Origin of the sequence: Roseateles chitinivorans, assembly GCF_050632235.1 — a bacterium.
Classification (GTDB): Bacteria; Pseudomonadota; Gammaproteobacteria; order Burkholderiales; family Burkholderiaceae_C; genus Roseateles; species Roseateles chitinivorans_A.
Window position 1 is genome coordinate 5,230,293 of the sequence record NZ_CP192584.1, and the last position, 22,983, is coordinate 5,253,275.

The window sequence follows — 22,983 nt, forward strand, 5'->3', positions numbered from 1 at the left end:
ATGACATCCCTTCCCTTTCCTCCTGCTGCAGCCGCCGCGCCCGCGCGCGCCACGGGCGGCGCCGTGAACGGCGGCGTGACCGGTGGCTTGATCGGCGCCGCGCTCGCCGCCTTCGCGTCCTTCGGCCTGCTGGTCGCGATCGCGCTGCCGACCTCCTCCGCCTGCGCCGCGCCGGCGACGCCCTCCGCGCCGGCGGCCGCCCAGGCGGCCAGCGCGCCGGCCTCGGCGTACCGCGACCTCACCTGGATCCAGCTCGTCCCCCCGGGCTGGGATCCGATGAAGCGCTTCCGCGATGTCGGCATCGGGCGCCTGAGCGACAACAGCCCGCGCACTGCGGCGCTGATGGCGGACCTGCGCGATGAACTGGACAACGCGCCGCTGGTGGATGCGCTGCAGGACACGCCGGTGCGCCTGCCCGGCTACGTCGTGCCGCTGCAGACCGATCGCGACGGCGTGCGCGAGTTCCTGCTCGTGCCCTACTTCGGCGCCTGCATCCACATGCCGCCTCCGCCGGCGAACCAGATCATCCTGGTGAAGCTCGCGCAGCCGGCGAAGCAGCTGCGATCGATGGACACGGTGTGGGCCAGCGGCGTCATGCGGCTGGACCGGCAGCCCAGCGACATGGGTGTCAGCGGGTATCGCCTCGACGCCGCGGTCGTCGAGCCCTACCGGAACAAGCCGCGTTGATCGCGTCCGTCATGCGGTCCCGGCGGATGCCGTGGGTGCTGCTCGCGCTGGCCGCCGTCGTCGCGATCGGGATCCCCGCGGGCATCGTGCTGAACCGGACCGACCCGTCCCAGGCGATCGCTTCCGCGCCGCTCGCGACCGATCCGCCGGCCGACGTGAAGGCCATCGCGTGGACGGAGCTGATGCCGCCGGGATGGGATCCGCGGCCACGGGCCGGTCAAGGCGGACAAGCCGGCGGGGCCGACATCGCCCAGCTCGATGACAACGATCCCCTCGCGCGCCAGATGATGAAGGACCTGCGGGACGCCTTCGACAACGCGCCGGTGCGGCCGGAACTCGACGGCCGCCGCGTGCGGCTGCGCGGCTACGCGGTGCCGGTGGGCGTGGGATGGGGCGGTACCGACGAGTTCCTCATGGTGCCGTCGTTTGGCGCCTGCATCCACAGCCCGCCACCGCCGCCGAACCAGATCGTCTACGTGAAGACGCCCTCGAAGATCGAGGGCGTGCGCGCGATGTCCATCGTGACGGTCACCGGCACGCTGCAGGTCCACGCCCTCAGCTCGGCGCTCGCGACCAGCGGCTACCGCCTCGTGCCGGAGTCGGTGCGCGTGGAGCGCTGAGCCCTCAGACCGCCCGGATCTTCGCCTTCGTCCCTTTCACGTCACGCACGGGAGACGCGCCGAACATGCGGCCGTACTCGCGGGTGAACTGCGGCACGCTTTCATACCCCACCGCATAGGCGGCATCGCAGGCGGCCGCGTTCTCGGAGAGCATCATCCGGCGCGCCTCGATCAGACGCAGCTGCTTCTGGAACTGCAGCGGCGACAGCGAGGTCACCGCCTTGAAGTGCTCGTGCAGGGTGGACGGGCTCATCGCCGCGGCCTCGGCGAGGCGCTCGATGCGCAGGGGCCTGGCGAACTCCGACCGGATGAGCGCCACGGCTTTCGACACCTGTCGGGAACGACTGTCCGCCACGCCCAGATTCCGGATCGCCGGACCATGGCGTCCCGCCATGAGCCAGTAGTGCATCTCGCGCACCAGCTGCCGCTTGAGCACCGGCACGGCCGTCGGACGATCCAGCAACTCCAGCATCCGCAACGCGGTGGCGGTCACCTCCGGGTCCGTCGGATCGACGCGGACGGGCGTGCCGCGATCGCCCTCGGCCACGCTCATCTCGAGCGCCAGTTCCTGGATCAGCGACGGGTCCAGGTCCAGCACGAGCGAGTAGTACGGCTCGGCCAGGGTCGCGCCGGTGATCTGGCTGATGGTGGGCACGTCGGCGGTGATCAGCAACGAATCTCCGGCGCCGAAGTCGAAGGTCCGCGCGCCCATCATCACGCGCTTGGTGCCCTGCACCACGAGGGCGACCAGGGGCCGGGAGATCGCGTACAGCAACTCGCTCGGACTGGTGGCGCGCAGGGCGGTGAACCCGGGCAGCGGCGTCGCGGCGACGCCTTGCGCATCGGCATAGAAATCGGCGTAGCGCCGGACGACGTGGAGCAGCGACGTGGACATGCCTGCACGGTAACGATCACGTCCCTCGTCCGCAACCGGGCGCGGAGGATCACGCAAGAAACGCCGATCTTCGAGCAAGCCGTGCCACGGCGCGCTGCCGCCACCGCCCGGCGAGCCGGCGGTCACCCGGGATCAGGCAAGAAATGGACGGGGAACTGGCAACTGCGCGAGGAGGTCGGCAAGCACATTGGATCCCGTTCCAGCGCTTTGCCGGAACCGACTTCTCACCCTCACCACGAGACACTGCCATGCCCAAGACCAGCACCTTCCAAATCAGCCGTCGAGGCTTTTCACAACTCGCCCTGGCGGCGGCCGTCGCGCTCACGGCGATGTCCGGCGCCTTTGTCCAGGCCCACGGCGCCACACCGGCGAAGCCGGCTGCGACCACCCAGCGCCATGTGCTGATCGTGCTCTCCGCCGCCGACAAATGGACCCGTGCCGACGGCTCGAAGTACGACAGTGGCGTCTGGGCCGAAGAGTTCGTCGTGATGGACGAGAAGTTCCGCAAGGAGGGCTATCAAGTCGACATCGCCACCCCCGGTGGCGTCGCGCCGACGATCGACCAGCGAAGCCTCGACGCGACACTGGTCGGCGAGGAGCCCGTGAAGCACTTCAAGCACTACCTGGCCGACAACGCTGCGCGCGTCGCTCATCCGCTGGCGTTGAAGGACGTCGGCGCGAGCCGCTATGACGCGGTCGTCATCCCCGGCGGACACGGCCCGGTCGAGGACCTGTACAAGGACGCCGACATGGGAAGGCTGCTGGTCGAGGCCGATCGCACCGCGAAGATCATCGCGCCGGTGTGCCACGGACAGGCCGCGCTGCTCGCAGCCAAGGACGCACAGGGACGCTGGCCTTTCGCCGGCCGCCGCATGACCTCGTTCAGCGACGAGGAGGAGCGTGAGTTCGGCACCGCGGACAACGCGCCCTGGCTGCTCGCCGCGACGCTGCGCAAGGCCGGCGCAAAGTACGAGAAGGGTCCGAACTGGGGCGCCTACGTGGTCAAGGACGGCAACCTGCTGACCGGCCAGAACCCGGCCTCCTCCGCGCCGCTGGCCGACGCCGTCATCGAAGCGCTGCGCTGATCCGCGCGTCCCTCACCCGTTTTCCCCGGAGAGCCCGGACGGCTTTCCGCCATCGCCCCCTTCCCTCATCCTCTCGGAGACTGACATGACTTCCATCGCTCTCGTGACCGGTGCCAGCCGCGGCCTGGGCCGCAACACCGCCCTCAGCATCGCGCGCAACGGCGGCGACGTGATCCTCACCTACCGCAGCGGCGCTGACGAGGCGCAACGCGTCGTCCAGGAGATCCAGGCGCTGGGTCGCCAGGCCGTGGCGCTCCCGCTGGACGTCGGCGACGTCAGCACGTTTGCCGGCTTCGCCGAGCGGGTCCGTGCCGCCTTGCGAGACACCTGGGGGCGCCACACCTTCGACCACCTCGTCAACAACGCCGGCCACGGGGCGATGGCCTCGTTCGCCGAGACCACCGTGGCGGACTTCGACGCCCTGTTCAACGTCCACGTGAAGGGCGTCTTTTTCCTGACGCAGGCGCTGTTGCCGTTGATCGCCGACGGCGGCCGCATCGTGAACCTCTCGTCCGGCCTGACGCGCGTGACCTTCCCCGGCTTCTCGGCGTATTCGACGGCCAAGGGCGCGGTGGAGGTCCTGTCGGTGTGCCTGGCCAAGGAACTGGGTAGCCGCGGCATCGCCGTCAACACGGTGGCCCCAGGCGCCATCGAAACCGACTTCCTCGGCGGCGCGGTGCGCGACATGCCCGATCTGAACCAGCAGTTCGCGGGGATGACGGCCCTGGGACGCGTCGGCGTCCCCGACGACATCGGTCCGATGATCGCCAGCCTGCTCACCGCCGACCACCGCTGGGTCAACGCGCAGCGGATCGAGGTGTCCGGCGGACAGGTGATCTGAGGGCGATCAGTACTCGTCGCCACCCGGGCTCACGTAGCCCGGCGCCAGGTTCTCGAACTTGGTGTTCTGTCTCACGAAGGCCAGCTTCACCGTGCCTACCGGGCCGTTACGCTGCTTGGCGATGATGATCTCGGCGACACCCGGCTCCTTGCACTCGTCCTTGGTGTAGTACTCGTCGCGGTAGATGAACATGATGATGTCCGCATCCTGCTCGATGGCGCCCGACTCGCGCAGGTCGGACATCATCGGCCGCTTGTCCGGCCGCGTCTCCACCGAACGGTTCAGCTGCGACAGCGCGATCACCGGGCAGCGCAGCTCCTTGGCCAGGGCCTTCAGGCCCCGCGAGATCTCGCCGACCACCGTCGCGCGGTTCTCCTCGCTGCCGCCGCCGTTGCCGCTCATCAGCTGCAGGTAGTCGATGATGATCAGGCCGATCTGGCCCGAGATGCGCGCCTGGCGCCGCGCTCTGGAACGCACCTCGCTGGGCGACAGGCCCGGGCTCTCGTCGATGTAGATCGGCGCGTTGCCGAGCTTGTCGACGGCCTCGGCCAGACGGCCCCATTCGTCGTCCTTCAGCCGGCCGGTGCGCAGGTTGCTCTGGTCGATGCGGCCGATCGAGCCGACCATCCGCAAGGCCAGCTGCGCCGCACCCATTTCCATCGAGTAGATGATGACCGGCAGGCCTTCGTTGATCGCCACGGCCTCGCCGATGTTGATCGCGAACGCGGTCTTGCCCATCGACGGACGCGCCGCCAGGACGATCAGGTCGCCCCGCTGCAGGCCCGCCGTCATGCGGTCCAGGTCGAAGAAGCCGGTGCGCACGCCGGTGACGTCCTCGGCGCCCTGCTCCGCCAGCTCGTTGACGCGGTCCATCAGCTCGACCATCAGCCGGTCCATGCTCTGGAAACCGGTGCCGCCGCGCGAGCCTTCCTCGTTGATGCGGAAGATCTTGCCTTCGGCTTCGTCCAGGATCTCGTTGACCGCGCGGCCGGCGGGATTCAGCGCCGCGGTCGCGATCTCGTCCGAGGTCGCGACCAGCCTGCGCAGGATCGCGCGCTCGCGAACGATCTCCGCGTAGCGGCGCAGATTCGCCGCGCTGGGCACGCCCTGCGCCAGCTGGTTCAGGTACTTCAGGCCGCCGCACTCCTCGGCCTTGCCGAGCGACGACAGCTCTTCGAACACCGTCACCACGTCCGCCGGCTTGCCGCCGTTGATCAACTTGCCGATCGAGGCATAGATCTGCTTGTGTTCGTAGCGATAGAAGTCGGCGTCGCTGAGCGTGTCCGCCGCCTTGTCCCAGGCGGTGTTGTCGATCAGCAAGCCGCCGAGGACGCTGTGCTCGGCTTCCACCGAGTGCGGAGGCACGCGCAGTCGCGCGATTTCACTGTCACTGGCAGCGGACCCGGGCGTGGTGAAGATCGCGGACATTGTGGACAAGCCTGTGGATGAACGATGGATAGCTTGTGGAGCGAGCGGGATAACTCAACCCCGGAAAAGCAGAAAGCCGACGGCTTTGCAGCTGTCGGCTTTCTTGTTCTGCCTTGATCATGTCAGGCCCGAGGGCCTGGCGGGGTCAGGGCATGTCCGGAGGGCACGCGAAGCGCCCCTCCGGCAGTTCGAGCAATTACTCGATCTCGGCGACGACCTTCACGGTCACTTCCACCACCACGTCGGTGTGCGGAGCAACGTGGATCGGGAATTCGCCGACGGTCTTCAGCGGACCATTGGGCAGACGCACTTGCGACTTGACGATGGCCGTGCCGGCCTTGGTCAGCGCTTCAGCGATGTCGGCGTTGGTCACGGAACCGAACAGACGGCCGTCGACGCCAGCCTTCTGCGAGATCGTCACGGTGTTGCCGTTGATCTTCTCGCCCAGGGCTTGTGCGGCGGCCAGCTTCTCGGCGGCGACCTTCTCGAGTTCGGCGCGCTTGGCTTCGAATTCCTTGATGGCCGATTCCGTGGCGCGGCGCGCCTGGCGGGTCGGGATCAGGAAGTTGCGTGCGTAACCGTCCTTGACCTTGACGACATCGCCCAGGTTACCCAGGTTGGCCACTTTTTCCAGCAGGATGACTTGCATGGGGTGGACTCCTTAGACCTTGTGCTGGTCGCTGTACGGCAGCAGGGCCAGGAAGCGGGCGCGCTTGATGCACACCGACAGCTGACGCTGGAAGAAGGCGCGCGTGCCGGTCAGGCGGGCGGGCACGATCTTGCCGTTTTCACCGATGAAGTCGCGCAGGACGTCGACGTCCTTGTAGTCGATCTGCTCGACACCGGCGACGGTGAAGCGGCAGAAACGCTTGCGGCGGAACAGCAGCGATTGTTGATTGCGCTTGGGCTTGCGGTCCTTAGAGAACCGACCTTTACCACGTGGCGGGGGCATAGTGAACTCCTGCTATCTATCCAGATTTAAACGATCTGCGCGACCTGTCCGTCCCGTTCAGTCCGCGAAGCCGGTGATGTGAAACACCGTGCCCCGCCCCTGCCGCTGTGCCGAGAGAAATCCGGTGAACACCGTCTTCTCCGTCAGGCCCAGCGCCTGGACCCGCTTCACGACTTCACCGATCGCCACCGCCTTGATCTCCATCGCGACCTTGCGCGTGGAGCCGGCTTCATCGACCATGGACTCGTGCTTGAGCATCAGGTCCAGGGCCGGCAGCCCGGCGGGGGTGTATCGGATCGCCGCGATCTCGAGGATCTGCGCCTGCAGCACCAGTCGGTTCATGCGAGCGGGAAGGATCGGCGAGTCAGCGGGTCAAAAATTCGGGAACGTCAGTGGCCGCGCTTGTCAGCTCAGGCGGACGCTTCTTGCGGGGCCTTGCGGGCTTCTTCGCGCTCGACGGCCTTCATCATCACCGACGGGTTCGTCTCGGCCTTGTCCTTGACGACGGTCAGGTGACGCAGCACGGCGTCGTTGAAGCGGAAACCGGTCTCGATTTCAGCCAGGATTTCCTTGCTGCACTCGATGTTCAGGCACAGGTAGTGCGCCTTGGCCAGTTTCTGGATCTGATAGGCCAGCTGACGACGGCCCCAGTCTTCCACGCGATGAACCTTGCCACCACCGTTGGTGACCAGGCCCTTGTAGCGCTCCAGCATCGCCGGAACTTGTTCGCTTTGATCCGGATGGATCAGCAGAACGATTTCGTAATGACGCATACGAACTCCTTATGGATTTCGACGACCGCCGGCACGGTGGCCTGACAGGTGTCAGGAACCGGCCCTTGGCCTGAAAGCCGGACCCCAGCGTCTACTCGTGGGCCCGGCAAGGGGAATCGCGGATTCTAGCCGACAAAGCGGCTGGTCGTCCAGTCGACGCTCAAGGGCGCACGCGGGTGCCCGCCTCGAGTCCTGCGTCGGTGGCGGCCGGCTTCGCGCCGAACGCGCCCGCCACCTTCGGGAGCTGCTCGACCAGACCGTCGCGGATCGACTGCCGCAGCGTCTCGACCTTCTGCGCCGTGGTGAGCACGTCCCACGCATCGCCGGCGCCGTCCGGGTTGTCGGAGGTCATCGCCACCGAGGACCGGATCGGGGCGGTCGCGACCACGCTGCCGGCGGCGATGTCGATCACGTCCAGCTCCGCATAGACGTAAGGCGCGAGGAAGCCGCGCCGGGCAGCCACGGCCTCGTTGTCCATGCGCACGACGGTGTGACGGTCCAGGTAGAAGCCCAGGCCCTTGAGCTGCCCCTGGCCCATCGTGTTCTGGGACATCTGCACCCGCGCCGGCGCGCGCAGCGGCGCAGCAGCACCACGTGGGTCGCCTTCAACTCCTTGAGGCCCTGATTCAGCACGTCGTTGCCTCGCCAGCGGCCGTCGTCGATCAGCTTGTCCGGATCGCCGAGCACCGACGCGGATTGCAGCTTCAACGCCAGGAGCTGCGCGTTGCCGGTGCCGGACAGGCCTTGCTGCAGTTGACCCAGCGCGTACACGTCGAAGACACCGGCCGGCACGGGGAAGGTGTCCTCGATGCGGCGGTTCTTGAGATGGGTGCCGGTGGTCGGCTCGCTCTGGACGACGGTGATCGAATCCCCGAGGGCGGACACGAGTGCGATGCGGCGGGGTTCCTGCGTCTGCGCGGCCGCCGGGGCGACCATCGCGACGGCGCCGGACAGGCCGGCCGCAAGAAGGGCACGACGCGCCATGCGCGTCGACAACAAGGGCTTCATTGGATTCCTCCCTGAATCATCTGGAATACGCGCTCTTCCAGCGGAGCGCGAGTTGTGGCCGACCGTCGATCAATACGTCGCGGAAGTGGCCGGCCGTCACTCCCGCGGTCGTTCATCGGGACCCGGTGATTCTCGCCTGCAGCGCCCTCGCCCCGGGAGATGGCGCCGGAGTCAGCAGGCTGACCACGACCAATGCCACCACCCCCGCCGGGATGCCGTACAGCGCGGCCGCCATCGGCTGGATGCCCCACCACAGTTGCGGCTCGCCGCCGATGCCCAGCGCCTGGCGCAGGCCGGCATGCGCGTTCACCATGTAGTACAGCGTCATGCCCAGCCCGGCGAGCATGCCGGCGGCGGCCCCCTGCTTGTTGACGCGCTTCCAGAAGATGCCCGCGACCAGCACCGGCACCAGCGTCGAGCCCGACAGCGAAAACGCCGACGACACCAGCAGCAGGATGTCCGCCGGCTTCTGCGCGGCCACGGCGGCGGCGGTCAGCGCGGTCGCCAGCAGCAGCGCCTTGGAGATGGTCACCCGCTGCGTCATCGAGGCGCGCGGGTTCAGGACGCGGTAGTAGACGTCGTGGGAGAGCGCGCTGGAGATCGTCAGCAACAGCCCGTCCGCCGTCGACAGCGCCGCCGCCAGCGCGCCCGCCGCCACCATCGCCGAGAGCACGTACGGCAGCCCGGCGAGCTCGGGCGTCATCAGCATGACGATGTCGCCACCCAGCCGCAGCTCGCCGAGCTGCAGGATGCCGTCCTGGTTGATGTCCTGGATGTTCAGCAGGCCGGGATCGACGCGCATCCACTGCTTCATCCAGCCCGGCAGCTCGGCGATTGGCGAGCCGACCAGGTGATGCAGCACCTCGTGCTTGAGCATCACCGCCAGCGCCGGCGCGAACAGGTAGAGCAGCGCGATGAAGAACAGCGTCCACGCGACCGAGGTGCGCGCCTCCGCGACCGTCGGCACCGTGTAGTAGCGGGTCAGGATGTGCGGCAGGCCCGCGGTGCCGACCATCAGCACCAGCACCAGCGCCAGGAAGTTGCGGCGTGCCAGCGTGTAGGCCTCCTGCTCGGCCGGCGTGCCCTCGGGATCGCCGGCGAAGGGCTGCGCATGCAGCGGCATGCCGGCGAGCGGCTCGGCACGCTGCCGATTGGCGAGGACGGCGCGCTGCCACAGGTCGCGCGCCTCCGCCTCCGTGCGGGGCAGCGCGGCACGGACCTTCTCCGCCGCCTGGATCTGCGCGAGCGGCGCCTCCTCGAACTTCAACTGGGCGATGACCTGCGAGACGCGCTGGCGCTCCTCGTCGAGCGAGTGCGGCAGTCCGGCGATCAGGTGCTCGAAGTCCTTCGCGCGCTGCTCGTACAGCCCGCGCACCTGCAGTTCCTTCGGATCGCGCAGCAACTGCTGTTCACGGTCGGCGATCTCCCGGATCTCGGTCCCCGCGGTGAACTGCGGCAGCGGCGAGCCCGTCTGCTGCGTCGACAGCCACATCACCGGCACCACGTAGGCCACGATCATGATGATGTACTGCGCCACCTGGGTCCACGTCACGGCCCGCATGCCGCCGAGGAAGGAACACACCAGCACGCCGCCGAGCCCGACGAACAGGCCGATCTCGAAGGTCAGCCCCGTCAGCCGCGTCGTGATCAGGCCGATGGCGTAGATCTGCGCGACGAGGTAGATGAAGGACACCAGCACCGCGGCCGCCGCTCCCATCACGCGCAAGCCGCGGCTTTCGAATCGCGCGCCGAGGAAGTCAGGGACCGTGAAGCCGCCGAAGCGGCGCAGGTACGGCGCCAGCAACAGCGCCACCAGACAGAACCCGCCCGTCCATCCGAGCACGAACGCCAAGCCGCCGTACCCCGCCAGGTACAGGCTGCCCGCCATGCCGAGGAAACTCGCCGCGCTCATCCAGTCGGCGCCGGCAGCCATGCCGTTGTAGAACGCCGGGACGCGGCGGCCGGCCACGTAGTACTCGACCGGATCCGTGGTGCGGCTGAAGACACCGATGCCGGCGTAGATCAGCACCGTCAGCAGCAGGAACGAGAAGCCCAGCCACTGCTTGGGCATGCCCATCCGCTCCAGGACACCCAGCACACCGACCAGCAGCACGAAGCCGATCGTGTAGGCACCGTAGATGCGGTGGAGCCGGCGACGGAAAGCGGCGTCTGGCGGGGGAAGCGACATAGGGGGCGCATCATCGCCGGCTTTGCGGTGCGGGTGCATCCACAACTTCCCCCACGGCGCTTTCCGGAAGCGCCTGCCTGCGGAAGCCAGGGCGTTGGCCGCCATGGCGTGGGGCCCCGGAGGCAAGCTCCGAAACCCCACGCCATGCCGTCCCCAACCACTGCCGTCCTTTCACGGGTTTGCGACCGTGGATTGCAATGGAAAACGGCCCCGAAGGGCCGTTGGTGTGGGGCGGTGCGAAGGGCTCAGCGCTTCGCGAGACGCTGCCAGGTCTCGATGACCGAGTCCGGGTTCAGCGACAGCGAGGCGATGCCCTCGGCAGCCAGCCATTCGGCAAAGTCCGGATGATCGCTGGGGCCCTGGCCGCAGATGCCGATGTACTTGCCCGTGGCGCGGCACGCCGCAATGGCGCGCGAGATCATCGCCTTGACCGCCGGATCACGTTCGTCGAAGTCGCCCGACAGCAGCTCCAGACCCGAGTCGCGGTCCAGACCCAGCGTCAGCTGCGTCAGGTCGTTGGAACCGATCGACATGCCGTCGAAATGCTCCAGGAACTGCTCGGCCAGGATGGCGTTGCTCGGAACCTCGCACATCATGATGACGCGCAGACCGTCCTGGCCGCCGTTGGCCGCACGCTTGAGGCCACGCTCGGCCAGCATCGCGACGACCTTCTCCGCCTGCTTCACGGTCCGCACGAAGGGCACCATGATCTCGACGTTGGTCAGGCCCATGTCGTTGCGCACCCGCTTGAGCGCCTCGCATTCCATCGCGAACGCGTCCTGGAACTCGCCCGAGATGTAGCGCGACGCGCCGCGGAAGCCCAGCATCGGGTTCTCTTCGTCCGGCTCGTAGCGCGAACCGCCGATGAGCTTGCGGTACTCGTTGCTCTTGAAGTCGGACAGACGCACGATGACCGGCTGCGGCCAGAAGGCTGCGGCGATGGTGGCGATGCCCTCGGCCAGCTTGTCGACGTAGAAGGCGCGCGGCGAGGCGTGGCCGCGGGCCACCGACTCGACCGCCTTCTTCAGGTCGTTGTCGATGTTCGGATAGTCCAGGATCGCCTTCGGGTGGACGCCGATGTTGTTGTTGATGATGAACTCGAGCCGCGCCAGGCCGACGCCGCTGTTGGGCATCTGCGAGAAGTTGAAGGCCAGCTGCGGATTGCCGACGTTCATCATGATCTTCACCGGGCTGTAAGGCATCTCGCCGCGGTGGACTTCGCTGACCTCGGTCTCGAGCAGGCCGTCGTAGATGAAGCCGGTGTCGCCTTCGGAGCAGACCACCGTCACCAGCTGGCCGTCCTTGAGCTTGTCGGTGGCGTCGCCGCAGCCGACCACGGCCGGGATGCCGAGTTCACGCGCGATGATGGCCGCGTGGCAGGTGCGGCCGCCGCGGTTGGTCACGATGGCGCTGGCGCGCTTCATGACCGGCTCCCAGTTCGGGTCGGTCATGTCGGTGACCAGCACGTCGCCGGGCTGCACGCGTTCCATCTCGGCCACGCTGTCGACCAGGCGCACCGGGCCCGTGCCGATCTTCTGGCCGATCGCGCGGCCCTCCGCCAGCACGGTGCCGGAACCCTTGAGCTTGAAGCGCTGCTCGACCTGGCCCTCGGCCTGGCTCTTCACCGTCTCCGGACGCGCCTGCAGGATGTAGAGCTGACCGTCGTTGCCGTCCTTGCCCCACTCGATGTCCATCGGGCGGCCATAGTGCTGCTCGATGATCACCGCGTACTTGGCGAGCTGCACGACGTCCTCGTCCGTCAGCGAGTAGCGGTTGCGCTGCTCGACCTCGACGTCGACGGTCTTGACCAGCTTGCCGCTGGCGGCCTTCTCCTCGGGGGTGGAGAAGGTCATCTGGATCAGCTTGGAACCCAGGTTGCGACGGATCAGCGCGAACTTGCCGCGCTGCAGCGCCGGCTTGTGGACGTAGAACTCGTCGGGGTTGACGGCGCCCTGCACCACCGTCTCGCCCAGGCCGTAGCTGGAGGTGATGAAGACGACGTCCTTGAAGCCGGACTCGGTGTCGATGGTGAACATGACGCCGGCCGCGCCGAGGTCGGAGCGCACCATGCGCTGCACGCCGGCCGACAGGGCCACGTCGCTGTGCGCGAAGCCCTTGTGGACGCGGTAGCTGATCGCGCGGTCGTTGTAGAGCGACGCGAAGACTTCCTTCATCTTGTGCAGCACGTCCTCGATGCCGACGACGTTCAGGAAGGTCTCCTGCTGGCCGGCGAAGGAGGCGTCGGGCAGGTCTTCCGCGGTCGCGGACGAGCGCACGGCGAAGGAGGCGTCCGGGTTGTCGGCGGTCAGGCCCGCGAAGGACTCGCGGATCGCCGCCTCGAGGTCGGCGGGGAACGGCTGCGCCTCCAGCCAGCCGCGGATCTCGGCGCCGGCCGCGGCCAGCGCGCGCACATCGTCGGTGTTGAGGTCGGCCAGGCGCTTCTGGATGCGGGCATCCAGGCCTTCATGCTTGAGGAACTCACGGAAGGCGTGCGCCGTGGTGGCGAAGCCGCCGGGCACGCGCACGCCGGTTTCGGCCAGCTGCGAGATCATTTCGCCGAGCGAGGCGTTCTTGCCGCCCACCGACTCGACGTCGGTCATCCTCAGTTTCTCGAAGGGTACGACCAGGGCGGTCGCCTCGAAGCGTGCATCAGACATGGGAAAACTCCGTGATGTTGAGAAACCGGGGCTCCCCGCGCACTCCCGAGCAGGCCGATCGCATCGGCGGCTTCGAGGGAGACAGGCATGACGCGGCGCACGACAGGTGTTGTCGATTCTTGTGGGCGTCGTGATGTGACGGTCATGGCGACGGTCATGCGGCGTTCATGCGATGGGCAGGGGCAAGTTGCGGACGATTCTAGTGGGTCGCCGATCTATGATGTAAGCCCCCGTTCGGGGCCGGGCCGAGGCGGAACAACGGCCGAACTTCCCGCTTCGGCATGCGGCATGCCCGGACCGGCGAAGGCGCCCGGACCCCCTCGCGGTCCGGTTCCGGCACGATTCAAAGGCCCCCATGACCCAGCACACCGTCTTCTTCGTTTCGGATGGCACCGGCATCACCGCCGAAACCTTCGGTAACTCCATCCTGGCGCAGTTCCCGGTGAAGGCCCGCCACGTGCGCCGCCCGTTCATCGACAGCGGCGAGAAGGCCCACCAGCTGGTCCAGGAGATCAACGAGACCGGCGCGCGCGAAGGCGTGCGGCCCATCGTGTTCGCGACGCTGGTGAACCGCGAGGTGCTCAACGTGGTGCGCCAGGAGTGTCAAGGCCTCGTGATGGACATGTTCGGCACCTTCATCGCGCCGCTGGAGGACGAGTTCCGGATCAAGTCCAGCCACCGCGTCGGCCGCTTCTCCGACGTCGCCAAGAGCCAGGAGTACCACGACCGGATCGAGGCGATCAATTTCTCGCTGGCCCATGACGACGGGCAGTCGGCGCGCAACCTCGATTCGGCCGACGTGATCCTGGTCGGGGTCAGCCGTTGCGGCAAGACGCCGACCTCGCTCTACCTGGCGATGCAGCACGGCATCAAGGCCGCGAACTACCCGCTGATCCCCGAGGACTTCGATCGCGGCCACCTGCCCTCGCTGCTGATCCCCCACAAGAAGAAGTGCTTCGGCCTGACGATCGATCCGGAGCGCCTGGCGCAGGTCCGCAACGAGCGCCGTCCGGGCAGCAAGTACGCCGACCTGATGAACTGCCATTACGAGGTCCGCGAGGCCGAGACGATGATGAAGAAGGCCGGCATCAACTGGCTGTCGTCGACGCACAAGTCGATCGAGGAGATCGCCACGACGATCCTCCGCGACATCCGTCCCGACCGCCTCATGTACTGAGCCCCTCGCGACCGATGCCAGCGAGCGCGCTCGCCCTGGTCGTCGCGGCCGCGCTGATCCACGCGCTGTGGAACTTCGCCGCCAAGAAGGCGCAGGGCAATCATCACTTCGCCTGCATGACGGCCGTCGGCGTCACGCTGCTGTGGCTGCCGGTGGTCGTCGTCGTCGGGTTCGACGACCTGCCCGGATGGGGCTGGCAGGCGTGGACCGCCGTGATCGCCAGCGCGGTCGTGCACCTCGCCTATTTCAACGCCCTGCTCGCCGGTTACCGCGCGGCGGACATGATCGTCGTCTATCCCGTCGCGCGCGGCAGCGGGCCGCTGCTGTCGTCGCTGGTGGCGGTGGTGCTGCTGGGCGAGCACCTCGGGCTGGGCGGCGGACTCGGACTCGCGGGCGTGGTCGGCGGGATCCTGCTGATGGCGGCAGGGCCGACGTTCTTCGCCAAGGGCGCGACCCGCGATCCGGCGCTGCATCGCAAGCGCCAGCTGGGCATCGCCTGGGGCGCGCTCACCGGCGCGACGATCGCGGCCTACAGCGTCATCGACGGCTATGCGGTGAAGGTGCTGGCGCTGTCGCCGATCCTCTACGACTACCTCTGCAACCTGCTGCGCGTGCCGGTGAGCCTTCCCGCCGTGCTGCGCGATCGCGCCGGTTTCCTGCCCGCGCTGCGCCGGCAATGGAAGCATGCGCTGGTGGTGGCCGTCGGGGCGCCGTCCGCCTATATCCTGGTGCTCTATGCGATGAAGCTCGCGCCGCTGTCGCGCGTCGCGCCGGCACGGGAACTGTCGATGCTGTTCGCCGCGCTGATCGGCGGGCAGTTGCTCGGTGAAGGCGAGCGCGGATGGCGCATCGCGGGCGCGGGGTTCATCGCGCTGGGCGTGGCGGCGCTCGCGATGGCGCACTGACCGCCTCGACCGGGCCGCCTCCCGCCCATTGCGAGCGGCGTGCCGTCAGCCCAGCCTGCGACGCGCGCTTTCGTACAGGCAGATCGAGGCCGCGCTGGCAACGTTGAGCGACTCTTCCCCGCCGGGCTGCGGGATGCCGACGCGCAACGCGCAACGCTGCATCAGCGCCTCGGCGACGCCCTGACCTTCGTGGCCCATGACCCAGGCGCAGGGGTTCGGAAGATCGGCTTCGTGCAGCAATGCATCAGCGTGCGAGCTCGTCGCCAGCAGCGGAACCTTCAGCGCGTCGAGGTCCTCGACGCTCAGTCCTTCCACCAGGTTCAGCCCGAAGTGCGCGCCCATGCCGGCGCGCAGCACCTTCGGCGACCACAGCGCCGCGGTGCCCTTCAACGCCAGCACCTGACGGAAGCCCAGCGCCCCGGCGCTGCGCAGGATCGTGCCGACGTTGCCCGCATCCTGCAGCCGATCCAGCACGACGGAATCGGCCTTCGCATCGATGCGTGGCTGCGTCGGCAACGGCAGCTCGAATCCGATCTGCGCCGGCGACTCCAGCCCCGACACGGTCTTGAAGAGTTCCGGCGAGACGACCAGCACCTTGGGCGCGACGTCCGCGAGCGCGTGCAGCGCCTCGTCCGCCGCGGCCACGTCCGTGATCAGCGCCAGCGACGGCTTGACGCCGCGTTGCACCGCCGCTCGCGCGAGGTGATCGCCCTCCAGCCAGACGCCGCCCAGCTTGCGATAGGCGCCGCCGTCCTGCGCCAGCTTGCGCAGGCGCTGCAGGTTCGGGTTGTCTCGCGCGGTGATGGACTGCCAGCTCATGCGATGCGTGCTTCAGGAAGTTCCAGCGTGCGCACCGGCGCGAAGCTCTGCCGGTGCCACACGGTCGCGCCGTGCACGCGCAGCGCGTCCAGGTGCTCCTTGGTGCCGTAGCCCTTGTGGCTGTCGAAACCGTATTCGGGATGCTGCTCGTGCATCTGCAGGCAGAAGCGATCGCGGTGCACCTTGGCCAGGATGGACGCCGCCGAGATCGCCGGCACCAGCGCATCGCCCTTGACGATGGCCTCGGCGGGGATGCGCAGCACCGGCAATCGGTTGCCGTCGACCTGCACGTGCGCAGGCTTGAGCCGCAGGCCCTCGACCGCGCGGCGCATGGCCAGCATCGTCGCCTGCAGGATGTTGATGCGGTCGATCTCCTCGACCGTCGCTTCCGCGATGCAGAAGCACAGCGCCTTGGCGCGGATCTCGTCGAAGAGCTGCTCGCGCTTCTTCTCGCTGAGCACCTTCGAATCGTTCAGCCCCTTGATCGGATGCTGGTCGTCGAGGATCACCGCCGCCGCGACCACCGGTCCGGCGAGTGGTCCGCGGCCCGCTTCGTCCACGCCGCACAGCAGGCCCTCGCGGACCCATTCGAGGCCCAGTTGCGTCGGGAGCTCAGGCGCCGAGGATTTTCGCGATCGCATCGCCGGCCCTTTGCGCGGTGTTGCAGCGCAGCTGTTGGTGGATCTCCAGGAAACGCTCGCGCAGCCGCTCCCGACGCGGCGCGTCGTCCAGCCAGGCCAGGCCTTCGCGGGCGATGCGCTCGCCGGTGCACTCGTCCTGCAGGCACTCGGGCACCAGCGTCTCGCGCGCGAGCACGTTCGGCAGCCCAACCCAGGGCAGCAGCGCCTTGCCCTTCATCCGCCACGCGTTGAACCAGTGCAGCTTGTAGGCGATCACCATCGGCCGCTTCAGCAGCGCCGCCTCCAGCGTCGCGGTGCCGCTGGCGACCAGCGTCAGGTCGCAGGCGGCCAGCGCGTCCTGCGCGCGGCCGTCGACCAGCGTCATCGGCAGGCCCTGGCCATGCTGCGCCATCAGCGCCTCGACCATCGGACGCAGTCCCGGGGCGATCGGGATGACGAAGCGCAGCGCCGGACGCGCCTGGTGCATGCGCCGGGCCGCGTCCAGCAGCGGCGGGCCGATGTAGTCCAGCTCGCTGCGGCGGCTGCCGGGCAGGATGGCGACGATCGTGTCGGCTTCCCCGAAGCCCAGGTCGCGTCGCGCTTCCTCGCGCGGCGGCTCGAACGGGATCTGGTCCGCCAGCGGGTGGCCGACATAGGTCGACGGGATGCCGGCCTTCTCCAGGATCGCGGGCTCGAAAGGGAACAGGCACAGCACGTGGTCCGCGCTGCGCTTGATGGTCTGCACGCGCTCCGCACGCCACGCCCAGATCGACGGGCAGACGAAGTGGACGGTCTTGATGCCGGCTTCGCGCAGGCGCTGCTCGAGGCCGAAGTTGAAGTCGGGCGCGTCGACGCCGACGAAGACCGACGGCCGCTCGGCGATCAGGCGGTCGCCGAGCTGGCGCCGGATCGCCAGCAGCTCGCGGATGTTCTTGATCGCGTCCCAGTAGCCGAAGATCGACAGCTTGTGGCTGGGCCACCAGGCGTCGAAGCCCTGCGACTGCATCTTCGGGCCGCCGATGCCGGCGGAACTCAGCTCAGGCCAGCGCGCCTTCAGGCCCTGCAGCAGCAGGCTGGCGAGCAGATCTCCGGAGGCCTCGCCGGCCACCAGGCCCAGTCGAGGATCCGTGGAACTCATGTCGGTCGTCCGGGCCGATCAGCGGACAAGGCCGCGCTTGGCGCCCGCCAGGAAGTCCAGTATGAGCTGGATGTCGCGGATCGACTCCGCGTCCTGGCCGTGCTTGAGCGCTTCGATGTTGGCGACGGACTGCTCCAGCGTCGTCCCGTCGCGGAACAGCAGCTTGTGCAGCTGACGGATCACGCCGATGCGGTCGTTGCTGAAACCGCGGCGGCGCAGGCCGGTCAGGTTGACCGCGCGCACACCCAGCGGGTTGCCGTCGACCGTCATGTAGGGCGCGACGTCCTGCGCCACATGGCCCTGGAAACCGATCATCGCGTGCGCGCCGACATGCACGAACTGATGGACGCCGGTCAGGCCGCCGATCGTCGCCCAGTCGCCGACATGCACGTGGCCGGCCAGCGTCGCGTTGTTGGCCAGCACGCAGTGGTCGCCGACGATCACGTCATGCGCCAGGTGCACGTAGGCCATGATCCAGTTGTCGGAGCCGACGCGCGTGACGCCCTGCTCCTTGAAGGTGCCGGTGTTGAAGGTGCAGAACTCGCGGATCGTGTTGCGGTCGCCGATGACGAGTTCCGTCACCTCGCCGCCATGGCTCATGTCCTGCGGCATCGCGCCGATCGACGCGAACTGGAAGATGGCGTTGTCACGACCGATCGTGGTCTTGCCTTCGATCACGGTGTGCGGACCGACGCGGGTGCCCGCGCCGATGCGCACCTCGGGGCCGATCACCGCGTACGGGCCGACCTGGACGGTGTCGTCCAACTGGGCCTTGGGGTCGACGATCGCGGTGGGATGGATCTGGGCCATGGGCGTGCGGATTCAGCGGCTGTTCAGCGGGAGCGTCTGGGGGTTCAGCAGTCGAGCTTGCGCATCGTGCACATCAGGCCGGCCTCGGCCACGACGTCGGTGCCGACCAGCGCCTTGGCGCCGAACTTGTAGATGCCGGCCTTGGCGCGGTCCAGCGTGACCTCGAGGATCAGCTGGTCGCCCGGTTCGACCGGACGCTTGAAGCGCGCGCCGTCGATGCCGGCGAAGTACACGACGTGGTTCTCGTCCAGCGTGAAGTCGTAGCTCTCGACCGCCAGCAGCGTCGCGGCCTGGGCCAGCGCTTCCAGGATCAGCACGCCCGGCATCACCGGACGGTGCGGGAAGTGGCCCTGGAAGAAGGGCTCGTTGATGCTGACGTTCTTGATCGCGCGGATGCGCACGCCCTTCTCCACTTCCAGGACACGGTCCACCAGCAGGATGGGGTAGCGGTGCGGCAGCTTCTCGAGGATGCCGTGGATGTCGATGCGGGTCGTCTCAGTCATGTCGTCTTCTTTTCCAGGGCACGCACGCGCTGGCGCAGCTCATAGAGCCCGCGCAGGGCGGCGGCGTTCTTCTGCCACGATGCGGCGTCCTCGAAGGGCCACATGCCGGCGTAGGCGCCGGGCTTGTCGATGCTGTTGCTGATGTTGGCCGTCGGGCCGATCTGCACGCCGTCGGTGATGCGGATGTGGCCGTTGATGCGCGCCGCGCCGGCCACGATGCAGTTGGCGCCGATCTCGGCGCTGCCGGCGATCGCCGTCGCGCCGGCGATCGCCGTGCCCTTGCCGATCTTCACGTTGTGCGCGATCTGGACCAGGTTGTCGATGATGACGCCGTCGGCGATCACCGTGTCGCCCAGCGCGCCGCGGTCCACGCAGGTGTTGGCGCCGATCTCGACGCCGTCGCCGATGCGCACCGCGCCGAGCTGCTCGATCTTGACCCACTCGACGCCGGGAGCGCCGTCGGAACGCTTGGTCGGCGCGAAGCCGAAGCCGTCCGCGCCGATCACGACGCCGCTGTGCAGCATCGAGCGCTCGCCGATCACGCAGTCATGGCCGAACACCACGTGCGGCGCCAGCCGCGTGTGCGCGCCGATGCGGGCGTCCTGCTCGACGATGGTGTGCGCGCCGATGCGCACGCCGTCGCCCAGCACCGCGCCGGATTCGATCACCGCATGCGGGCCGACCTCGACGCCCTGGCCGATCACCGCATCCGCCGCGACCGTCGCGGTCGGATGGATGGCCGGCGTGGCGCGCGGCTTGCGCATGTTCGCGGCCCACCACTGGGTCAGCCGCGCGAAGTAGAGGTAGGGATCCGGCGCCACGATGCAGCACGCGGTCGTGCCGGCACCCTGGCGGGCCGCGGCGGCCTCCGCCAGCTTGGGCGAGACGATCACGCAGGCGGCCTGCGTCGTCGCCAGCTGCGCCTCGTATTTCGGATTCGAGAGGAAGGAGATCGCGTCCGCGCCGGCATCTTCCAGCGGCGCGATCGCGCGGATCGCCGTCTCGGACGCACCAACAAGATCGCCGCCCAAGGCGGCGATCAGATCGGAGACCAGAACCTGCTTCGTGGTCACGTCGGGTGTCACTTCTGACCGTTGAGCGCGTCGATCACCTTCTTCGTGATGTCCACGCGGGGGCTGGCATGAATCGCGTCCTGAACGATGAGATCGTACTTCTCCTGCTCGAAGATCTGCTTGATGACCTTGTTGGCCTTCTCGATCACGGCGGAGAGTTCCTCGTTCTTGCGCTGGGCGACATCCTCGTTGAACTCGCGGCGCTTGCGCTGCAGGTCGCGGTCCTGCTCGATCAGCTCGCGCTGACGGCGGCCACGCTCGGCCTCGCTCAGCGCCGGGCTGTCCTTGTCGAGCTTCTCGGCCGCGCCGCGCAGCTTGGTTTCCAGGTCGACCAGCGCCTTCTCGCGCCGGCTGAACTCGGCCTGCAGCTTCGTCTCCGCCGCCTTGGCCAGGTTGGTCTCGCGCAGAATCCGCTCGCTGTTGACGTAGCCGATCTTGACTTCCTGGGCTTGCGCGCCCAGGGCCGCCGCACCCGTCAGGAGGACGGTGGCGACGATCTGCGACAGCTTGCTCTTCATCAGAATGCAGTCCCGATCTGGAATTGGAATCGCTCGATTCTATCCGTGGGCTTCTTGCGGATCGGCGAGCCGTAGCTGAGCCGCAGCGGGCCCATCGGCGACAGCCAGCTGATGCCCGCGCCGGCCGAGGCTCGCACGTCACCGAACGTGAGCTTCTCGTCCTGGCCCCACACGTTGCCCGCGTCCAGGAACGCGAACAGACGGAAGCTCTTGTCGTTGCCCGAACCCGGCACCGGCACGTAGAACTCGGTGTTCAGGTTGAACTTGCGGTTGCCGCCGGTGTACGAACCGGTCACGTCGACCGGGCCCAGCGTGCCGGGCTCGAACACCCGCACCGACCCCAGGCCGCCGCCGTAGAAGTTCTTGAAGATCGGATACGGCCGGCCGCTCAGCCCCTTGCCGTAGGCGAACTCGCCATTGACCATCAGCGAGAACTTGCGGCCCAGCGGGAAGAACTCCTGGTACTGCAGGTTGGCGATCGTGTAGCGCGAATCGCCGACCGGGCTCAGTTCCAGGTTCACGCGCTTCATCGCGCCGGCGGTCGGCGTGATCACGGAGTCGCGGTTGTCCTTCTTCCAGCCGATCGTCAGCGGGATCGACATCGCCGACGAGCCGAACTGCTCGCGGAACAGCCAGTAGCTGTTGGGCAGGCCGGTGCGCGTCGTGATGCGCGTCGTTTCGTAGCCGATGCCGAAGAACACCGTGTCGTCCTCGGAGAACGGCACGCCGAACTTGACCGAACCGCCGTACGAGGCGAACTCGTATTCCTCGCCGAGGTTGTTGATCGGCTTGACGGTCCGGTAGAACACGTCGATCGCACGGGACACGCCGTCGACGGTGAAGTACGGGTCCACCGTCGTCACGCCCAGCGAGCGGCCGGTGCTGGCGGTGTTCACCTGGATGCCCAGGTAGTTGCCGGAGCCGAACACGTTCTCCTGCGAGATCGAGCCCGACAGCGACAGCTTGCTCGCGCTGGAGTAGCCGGCGCCGATCTGGATGTTGCCGGTCGGACGCTCGGTCACCGTCAGCGTGACGTCGACCTGGTCGGGCGAGCCCGGGACTTCGGTCGTGTCGATCGTGACGTCCTTGAAGTAGCCCAGGCGCTCGACGCGGTCGCGCGAGGCCTTGATGCGGGCGCCGTCGTACCACGACGATTCGAACTGGCGGAACTCGCGGCGGATCACTTCGTCCCGCGTGCGGGTGTTGCCCGAGACCAGCACTCGGCGCACGTAGACGCGGCGCTGCGGTTCGCCGACCAGCGTCACCGTCACCTGGCCGGTGGCGCGATCGATCTCCGGACGGCTCTCGACCCGCGCGAAGGCGTAGCCGAAGGTGCCGTAGAGGTCCTGGAAATTGCGTGTCGTCTGCGCCACCGCCTCGCCGTTGTACGGCTGGCCGGGCTTGAGCGCGATCAGGCGCTTGAACTCCTCGTCGCGACCCATGAAGTCGCCTTCGAGCTTGATCCCATTGACGGTGTAGGGCTGGCCCTCGCTGATCGTGATCGCGATGCTGATGCTCTGCTTGTCCGGCGAGATCGTGACCTGCGTGGACTCGACGTTGAACTCGAGGTAGCCGCGGTTCAGGTAGTACGAGCGGATCGTTTCCAGGTCCGCGTTCAGCTTGGCGCGCGAGTAGCGGTCGGTCTTCGTGTACCAGGTCAGCCAGCCGGAGGTGGTCTGCTCCAGCAGCCCCGTCAGCGTGCTCTCGCTGAAGACCTTGTTGCCCAGGATGCGGATCTCGGCGATCTTGGCCGGCTCGCCTTCCGTCACCGAGAAGCTCACGTTGACGCGATTGCGCTCGATCGGGGTGATGGTCGTGGTGACCTCGGCGCCGTACAGCGAGCGGGTCAGGTATTGACGCTTCAGTTCCTGCTCGGCGCGGTCGGCCAGCGCCTTGTCGAAGGGCTTGCCTTCGCCGATGCCGACGTCCTTCAGCGACTTGGTCAGCGCCTCGGTGTCGAACTCCTTGAGGCCGACGAAACCGACGTTGGCAATGATCGGACGCTCCTCGATCACGATGACGACGGCATCGGTGTCGAGGTTGATGCGGACGTCCTTGAACAGGCCCGTCGCGAACAGCGCGCGCAACGCGGCGGCGCCCTTCTCGTCGTTGTAGGTGTCGCCGATGCGGAACGGCAGCGCCGCGAACACCGTCCCCGGGTCGGTCCGCTGCAGGCCCTCGACGCGGATGTCCTTGAGTACGAAGGGTTCGGCGGCCCAGGCGGAACCGGCTTGCAGCGCGGTGGCCAGCACCGCCAGTTGGATCACGTGGGGGCGCAAGGCGTCG

Annotated in this window: 24 protein-coding genes; 7 read left to right on the forward strand and 17 right to left on the reverse strand. The window is 67.9% G+C overall.

The genetic code is table 11. From position 1 onward, the window contains the following. Together ACQ859_RS23815 and ACQ859_RS23820 are read left to right on the forward strand one after the other, a co-directional pair. Positions 1-687 carry a DUF3299 domain-containing protein gene (locus ACQ859_RS23815; RefSeq protein WP_431263062.1) on the forward strand — a complete coding sequence of 229 codons (687 nt, stop codon included), beginning with the start codon at positions 1-3 and terminating at the stop codon, positions 685-687. After that, a complete protein-coding gene (locus ACQ859_RS23820) occupies positions 684-1,307 on the forward strand; it encodes a DUF3299 domain-containing protein (RefSeq protein ID WP_431263063.1) in 624 nt (207 codons plus the stop codon). Before ACQ859_RS23815 ends, ACQ859_RS23820 begins: the two co-directional genes overlap by 4 nt. A gap of 4 nt (positions 1,308-1,311) precedes the next feature. Here ACQ859_RS23820 and ACQ859_RS23825 read toward each other — a convergent pair whose 3' ends face one another. Then, positions 1,312-2,202 carry an AraC family transcriptional regulator N-terminal domain-containing protein gene (locus tag ACQ859_RS23825; protein WP_431263064.1) on the reverse strand — a complete coding sequence of 297 codons (891 nt, stop codon included), beginning with the start codon at positions 2,200-2,202 and terminating at the stop codon, positions 1,312-1,314. 248 nt (positions 2,203-2,450) lie between these two features. Between ACQ859_RS23825 and ACQ859_RS23830 the strand changes: the two genes are divergently transcribed. Together ACQ859_RS23830 and ACQ859_RS23835 are read left to right on the forward strand one after the other, a co-directional pair. Continuing rightward, positions 2,451-3,287, forward strand: a complete 837-nt coding sequence (locus ACQ859_RS23830; protein ID WP_431263065.1) for a type 1 glutamine amidotransferase domain-containing protein — start codon at positions 2,451-2,453, stop codon at positions 3,285-3,287. A gap of 85 nt (positions 3,288-3,372) precedes the next feature. Then, complete coding sequence (locus ACQ859_RS23835; protein ID WP_431263066.1) at positions 3,373-4,128, forward strand: SDR family NAD(P)-dependent oxidoreductase; 756 nt, start codon at positions 3,373-3,375, stop codon at positions 4,126-4,128. A 6-nt stretch (positions 4,129-4,134) separates the two neighbouring features. Here ACQ859_RS23835 and dnaB read toward each other — a convergent pair whose 3' ends face one another. The 6 genes from dnaB to ACQ859_RS23865 all read right to left on the reverse strand — a co-directional run bounded on the left by dnaB (position 4,135) and on the right by ACQ859_RS23865 (position 7,834). Beyond that, positions 4,135-5,556: a replicative DNA helicase gene (dnaB, locus tag ACQ859_RS23840; RefSeq protein WP_431263067.1), complete on the reverse strand. Its 1,422-nt coding sequence runs from the start codon at positions 5,554-5,556 to the stop codon at positions 4,135-4,137. Between the two features lie 196 nt (positions 5,557-5,752). Continuing rightward, positions 5,753-6,205, reverse strand: coding sequence for a 50S ribosomal protein L9 (rplI, locus tag ACQ859_RS23845; protein WP_431256175.1), 453 nt, complete (start codon positions 6,203-6,205; stop codon positions 5,753-5,755). A gap of 12 nt (positions 6,206-6,217) precedes the next feature. Next, on the reverse strand, positions 6,218-6,508 hold the full coding sequence (rpsR, locus tag ACQ859_RS23850) for a 30S ribosomal protein S18 (RefSeq protein WP_088403615.1): 291 nt from the start codon (positions 6,506-6,508) through the stop codon (positions 6,218-6,220). Positions 6,509-6,565: 57 nt separating this feature from the next. After that, positions 6,566-6,850 carry a primosomal replication protein N gene (gene priB, locus ACQ859_RS23855; protein WP_067275440.1) on the reverse strand — a complete coding sequence of 95 codons (285 nt, stop codon included), beginning with the start codon at positions 6,848-6,850 and terminating at the stop codon, positions 6,566-6,568. Between the two features lie 68 nt (positions 6,851-6,918). Then, the gene (gene rpsF / locus ACQ859_RS23860) at positions 6,919-7,281 is read right to left on the reverse strand and encodes a 30S ribosomal protein S6 (RefSeq protein ID WP_067275442.1); all 363 of its coding nucleotides are present in this window, start codon (positions 7,279-7,281) and stop codon (positions 6,919-6,921) included. Positions 7,282-7,441: 160 nt separating this feature from the next. Continuing rightward, positions 7,442-7,834, reverse strand: a complete 393-nt coding sequence (locus ACQ859_RS23865; RefSeq protein WP_431263068.1) for a hypothetical protein — start codon at positions 7,832-7,834, stop codon at positions 7,442-7,444. Positions 7,835-7,875: 41 nt separating this feature from the next. Here ACQ859_RS23865 and ACQ859_RS23870 point away from each other — a divergent pair, with 41 nt between their 5' ends. Continuing rightward, entirely contained in the window at positions 7,876-8,304 is a 429-nt protein-coding gene (locus tag ACQ859_RS23870; RefSeq protein ID WP_431263069.1) for a hypothetical protein, read from the forward strand. A 97-nt stretch (positions 8,305-8,401) separates the two neighbouring features. Here ACQ859_RS23870 and ACQ859_RS23875 read toward each other — a convergent pair whose 3' ends face one another. After that, on the reverse strand, positions 8,402-10,477 hold the full coding sequence (locus ACQ859_RS23875; protein WP_431263070.1) for a sodium:solute symporter family protein: 2,076 nt from the start codon (positions 10,475-10,477) through the stop codon (positions 8,402-8,404). 245 nt (positions 10,478-10,722) lie between these two features. After that, a complete protein-coding gene (gene ppsA, locus ACQ859_RS23880; RefSeq protein ID WP_431263071.1) occupies positions 10,723-13,134 on the reverse strand; it encodes a phosphoenolpyruvate synthase in 2,412 nt (803 codons plus the stop codon). 355 nt (positions 13,135-13,489) lie between these two features. Between ppsA and ppsR the strand changes: the two genes are divergently transcribed. Both ppsR and ACQ859_RS23890 read left to right on the forward strand, forming a co-directional pair. Continuing rightward, complete coding sequence (gene ppsR, locus ACQ859_RS23885; protein ID WP_431263072.1) at positions 13,490-14,311, forward strand: posphoenolpyruvate synthetase regulatory kinase/phosphorylase PpsR; 822 nt, start codon at positions 13,490-13,492, stop codon at positions 14,309-14,311. 14 nt (positions 14,312-14,325) lie between these two features. Continuing rightward, the gene (locus ACQ859_RS23890) at positions 14,326-15,216 is read left to right on the forward strand and encodes an EamA family transporter (RefSeq protein ID WP_431263073.1); all 891 of its coding nucleotides are present in this window, start codon (positions 14,326-14,328) and stop codon (positions 15,214-15,216) included. Positions 15,217-15,261: 45 nt separating this feature from the next. Here ACQ859_RS23890 and ACQ859_RS23895 read toward each other — a convergent pair whose 3' ends face one another. The 8 genes from ACQ859_RS23895 to bamA are packed head-to-tail and all read right to left on the reverse strand — an operon-like array spanning position 15,262 to position 22,976. Next, on the reverse strand, positions 15,262-16,035 hold the full coding sequence (locus ACQ859_RS23895) for a TrmH family RNA methyltransferase (RefSeq protein WP_431263074.1): 774 nt from the start codon (positions 16,033-16,035) through the stop codon (positions 15,262-15,264). After that, positions 16,032-16,676, reverse strand: a complete 645-nt coding sequence (gene rnhB / locus ACQ859_RS23900; protein WP_431263075.1) for a ribonuclease HII — start codon at positions 16,674-16,676, stop codon at positions 16,032-16,034. The genes ACQ859_RS23895 and rnhB overlap by 4 nt, the downstream gene beginning before the upstream one ends. Further along, complete coding sequence (gene lpxB, locus ACQ859_RS23905) at positions 16,648-17,793, reverse strand: lipid-A-disaccharide synthase (protein WP_431263076.1); 1,146 nt, start codon at positions 17,791-17,793, stop codon at positions 16,648-16,650. The genes rnhB and lpxB overlap by 29 nt, the downstream gene beginning before the upstream one ends. An 18-nt stretch (positions 17,794-17,811) precedes the next feature. After that, positions 17,812-18,603: an acyl-ACP--UDP-N-acetylglucosamine O-acyltransferase gene (gene lpxA / locus ACQ859_RS23910; RefSeq protein WP_431263077.1), complete on the reverse strand. Its 792-nt coding sequence runs from the start codon at positions 18,601-18,603 to the stop codon at positions 17,812-17,814. Between the two features lie 44 nt (positions 18,604-18,647). Continuing rightward, on the reverse strand, positions 18,648-19,106 hold the full coding sequence (gene fabZ / locus ACQ859_RS23915; protein ID WP_431051460.1) for a 3-hydroxyacyl-ACP dehydratase FabZ: 459 nt from the start codon (positions 19,104-19,106) through the stop codon (positions 18,648-18,650). Next, a complete protein-coding gene (gene lpxD, locus ACQ859_RS23920) occupies positions 19,103-20,179 on the reverse strand; it encodes a UDP-3-O-(3-hydroxymyristoyl)glucosamine N-acyltransferase (protein ID WP_431263078.1) in 1,077 nt (358 codons plus the stop codon). The genes fabZ and lpxD overlap by 4 nt, the downstream gene beginning before the upstream one ends. Before the next feature lie 8 nt (positions 20,180-20,187). Beyond that, on the reverse strand, positions 20,188-20,697 hold the full coding sequence (locus tag ACQ859_RS23925; protein WP_431263079.1) for an OmpH family outer membrane protein: 510 nt from the start codon (positions 20,695-20,697) through the stop codon (positions 20,188-20,190). Then, entirely contained in the window at positions 20,697-22,976 is a 2,280-nt protein-coding gene (gene bamA / locus ACQ859_RS23930; protein ID WP_431266640.1) for an outer membrane protein assembly factor BamA, read from the reverse strand. The genes ACQ859_RS23925 and bamA overlap by 1 nt, the downstream gene beginning before the upstream one ends. Between the last annotated feature and the right edge of the window lie 7 nt (positions 22,977-22,983).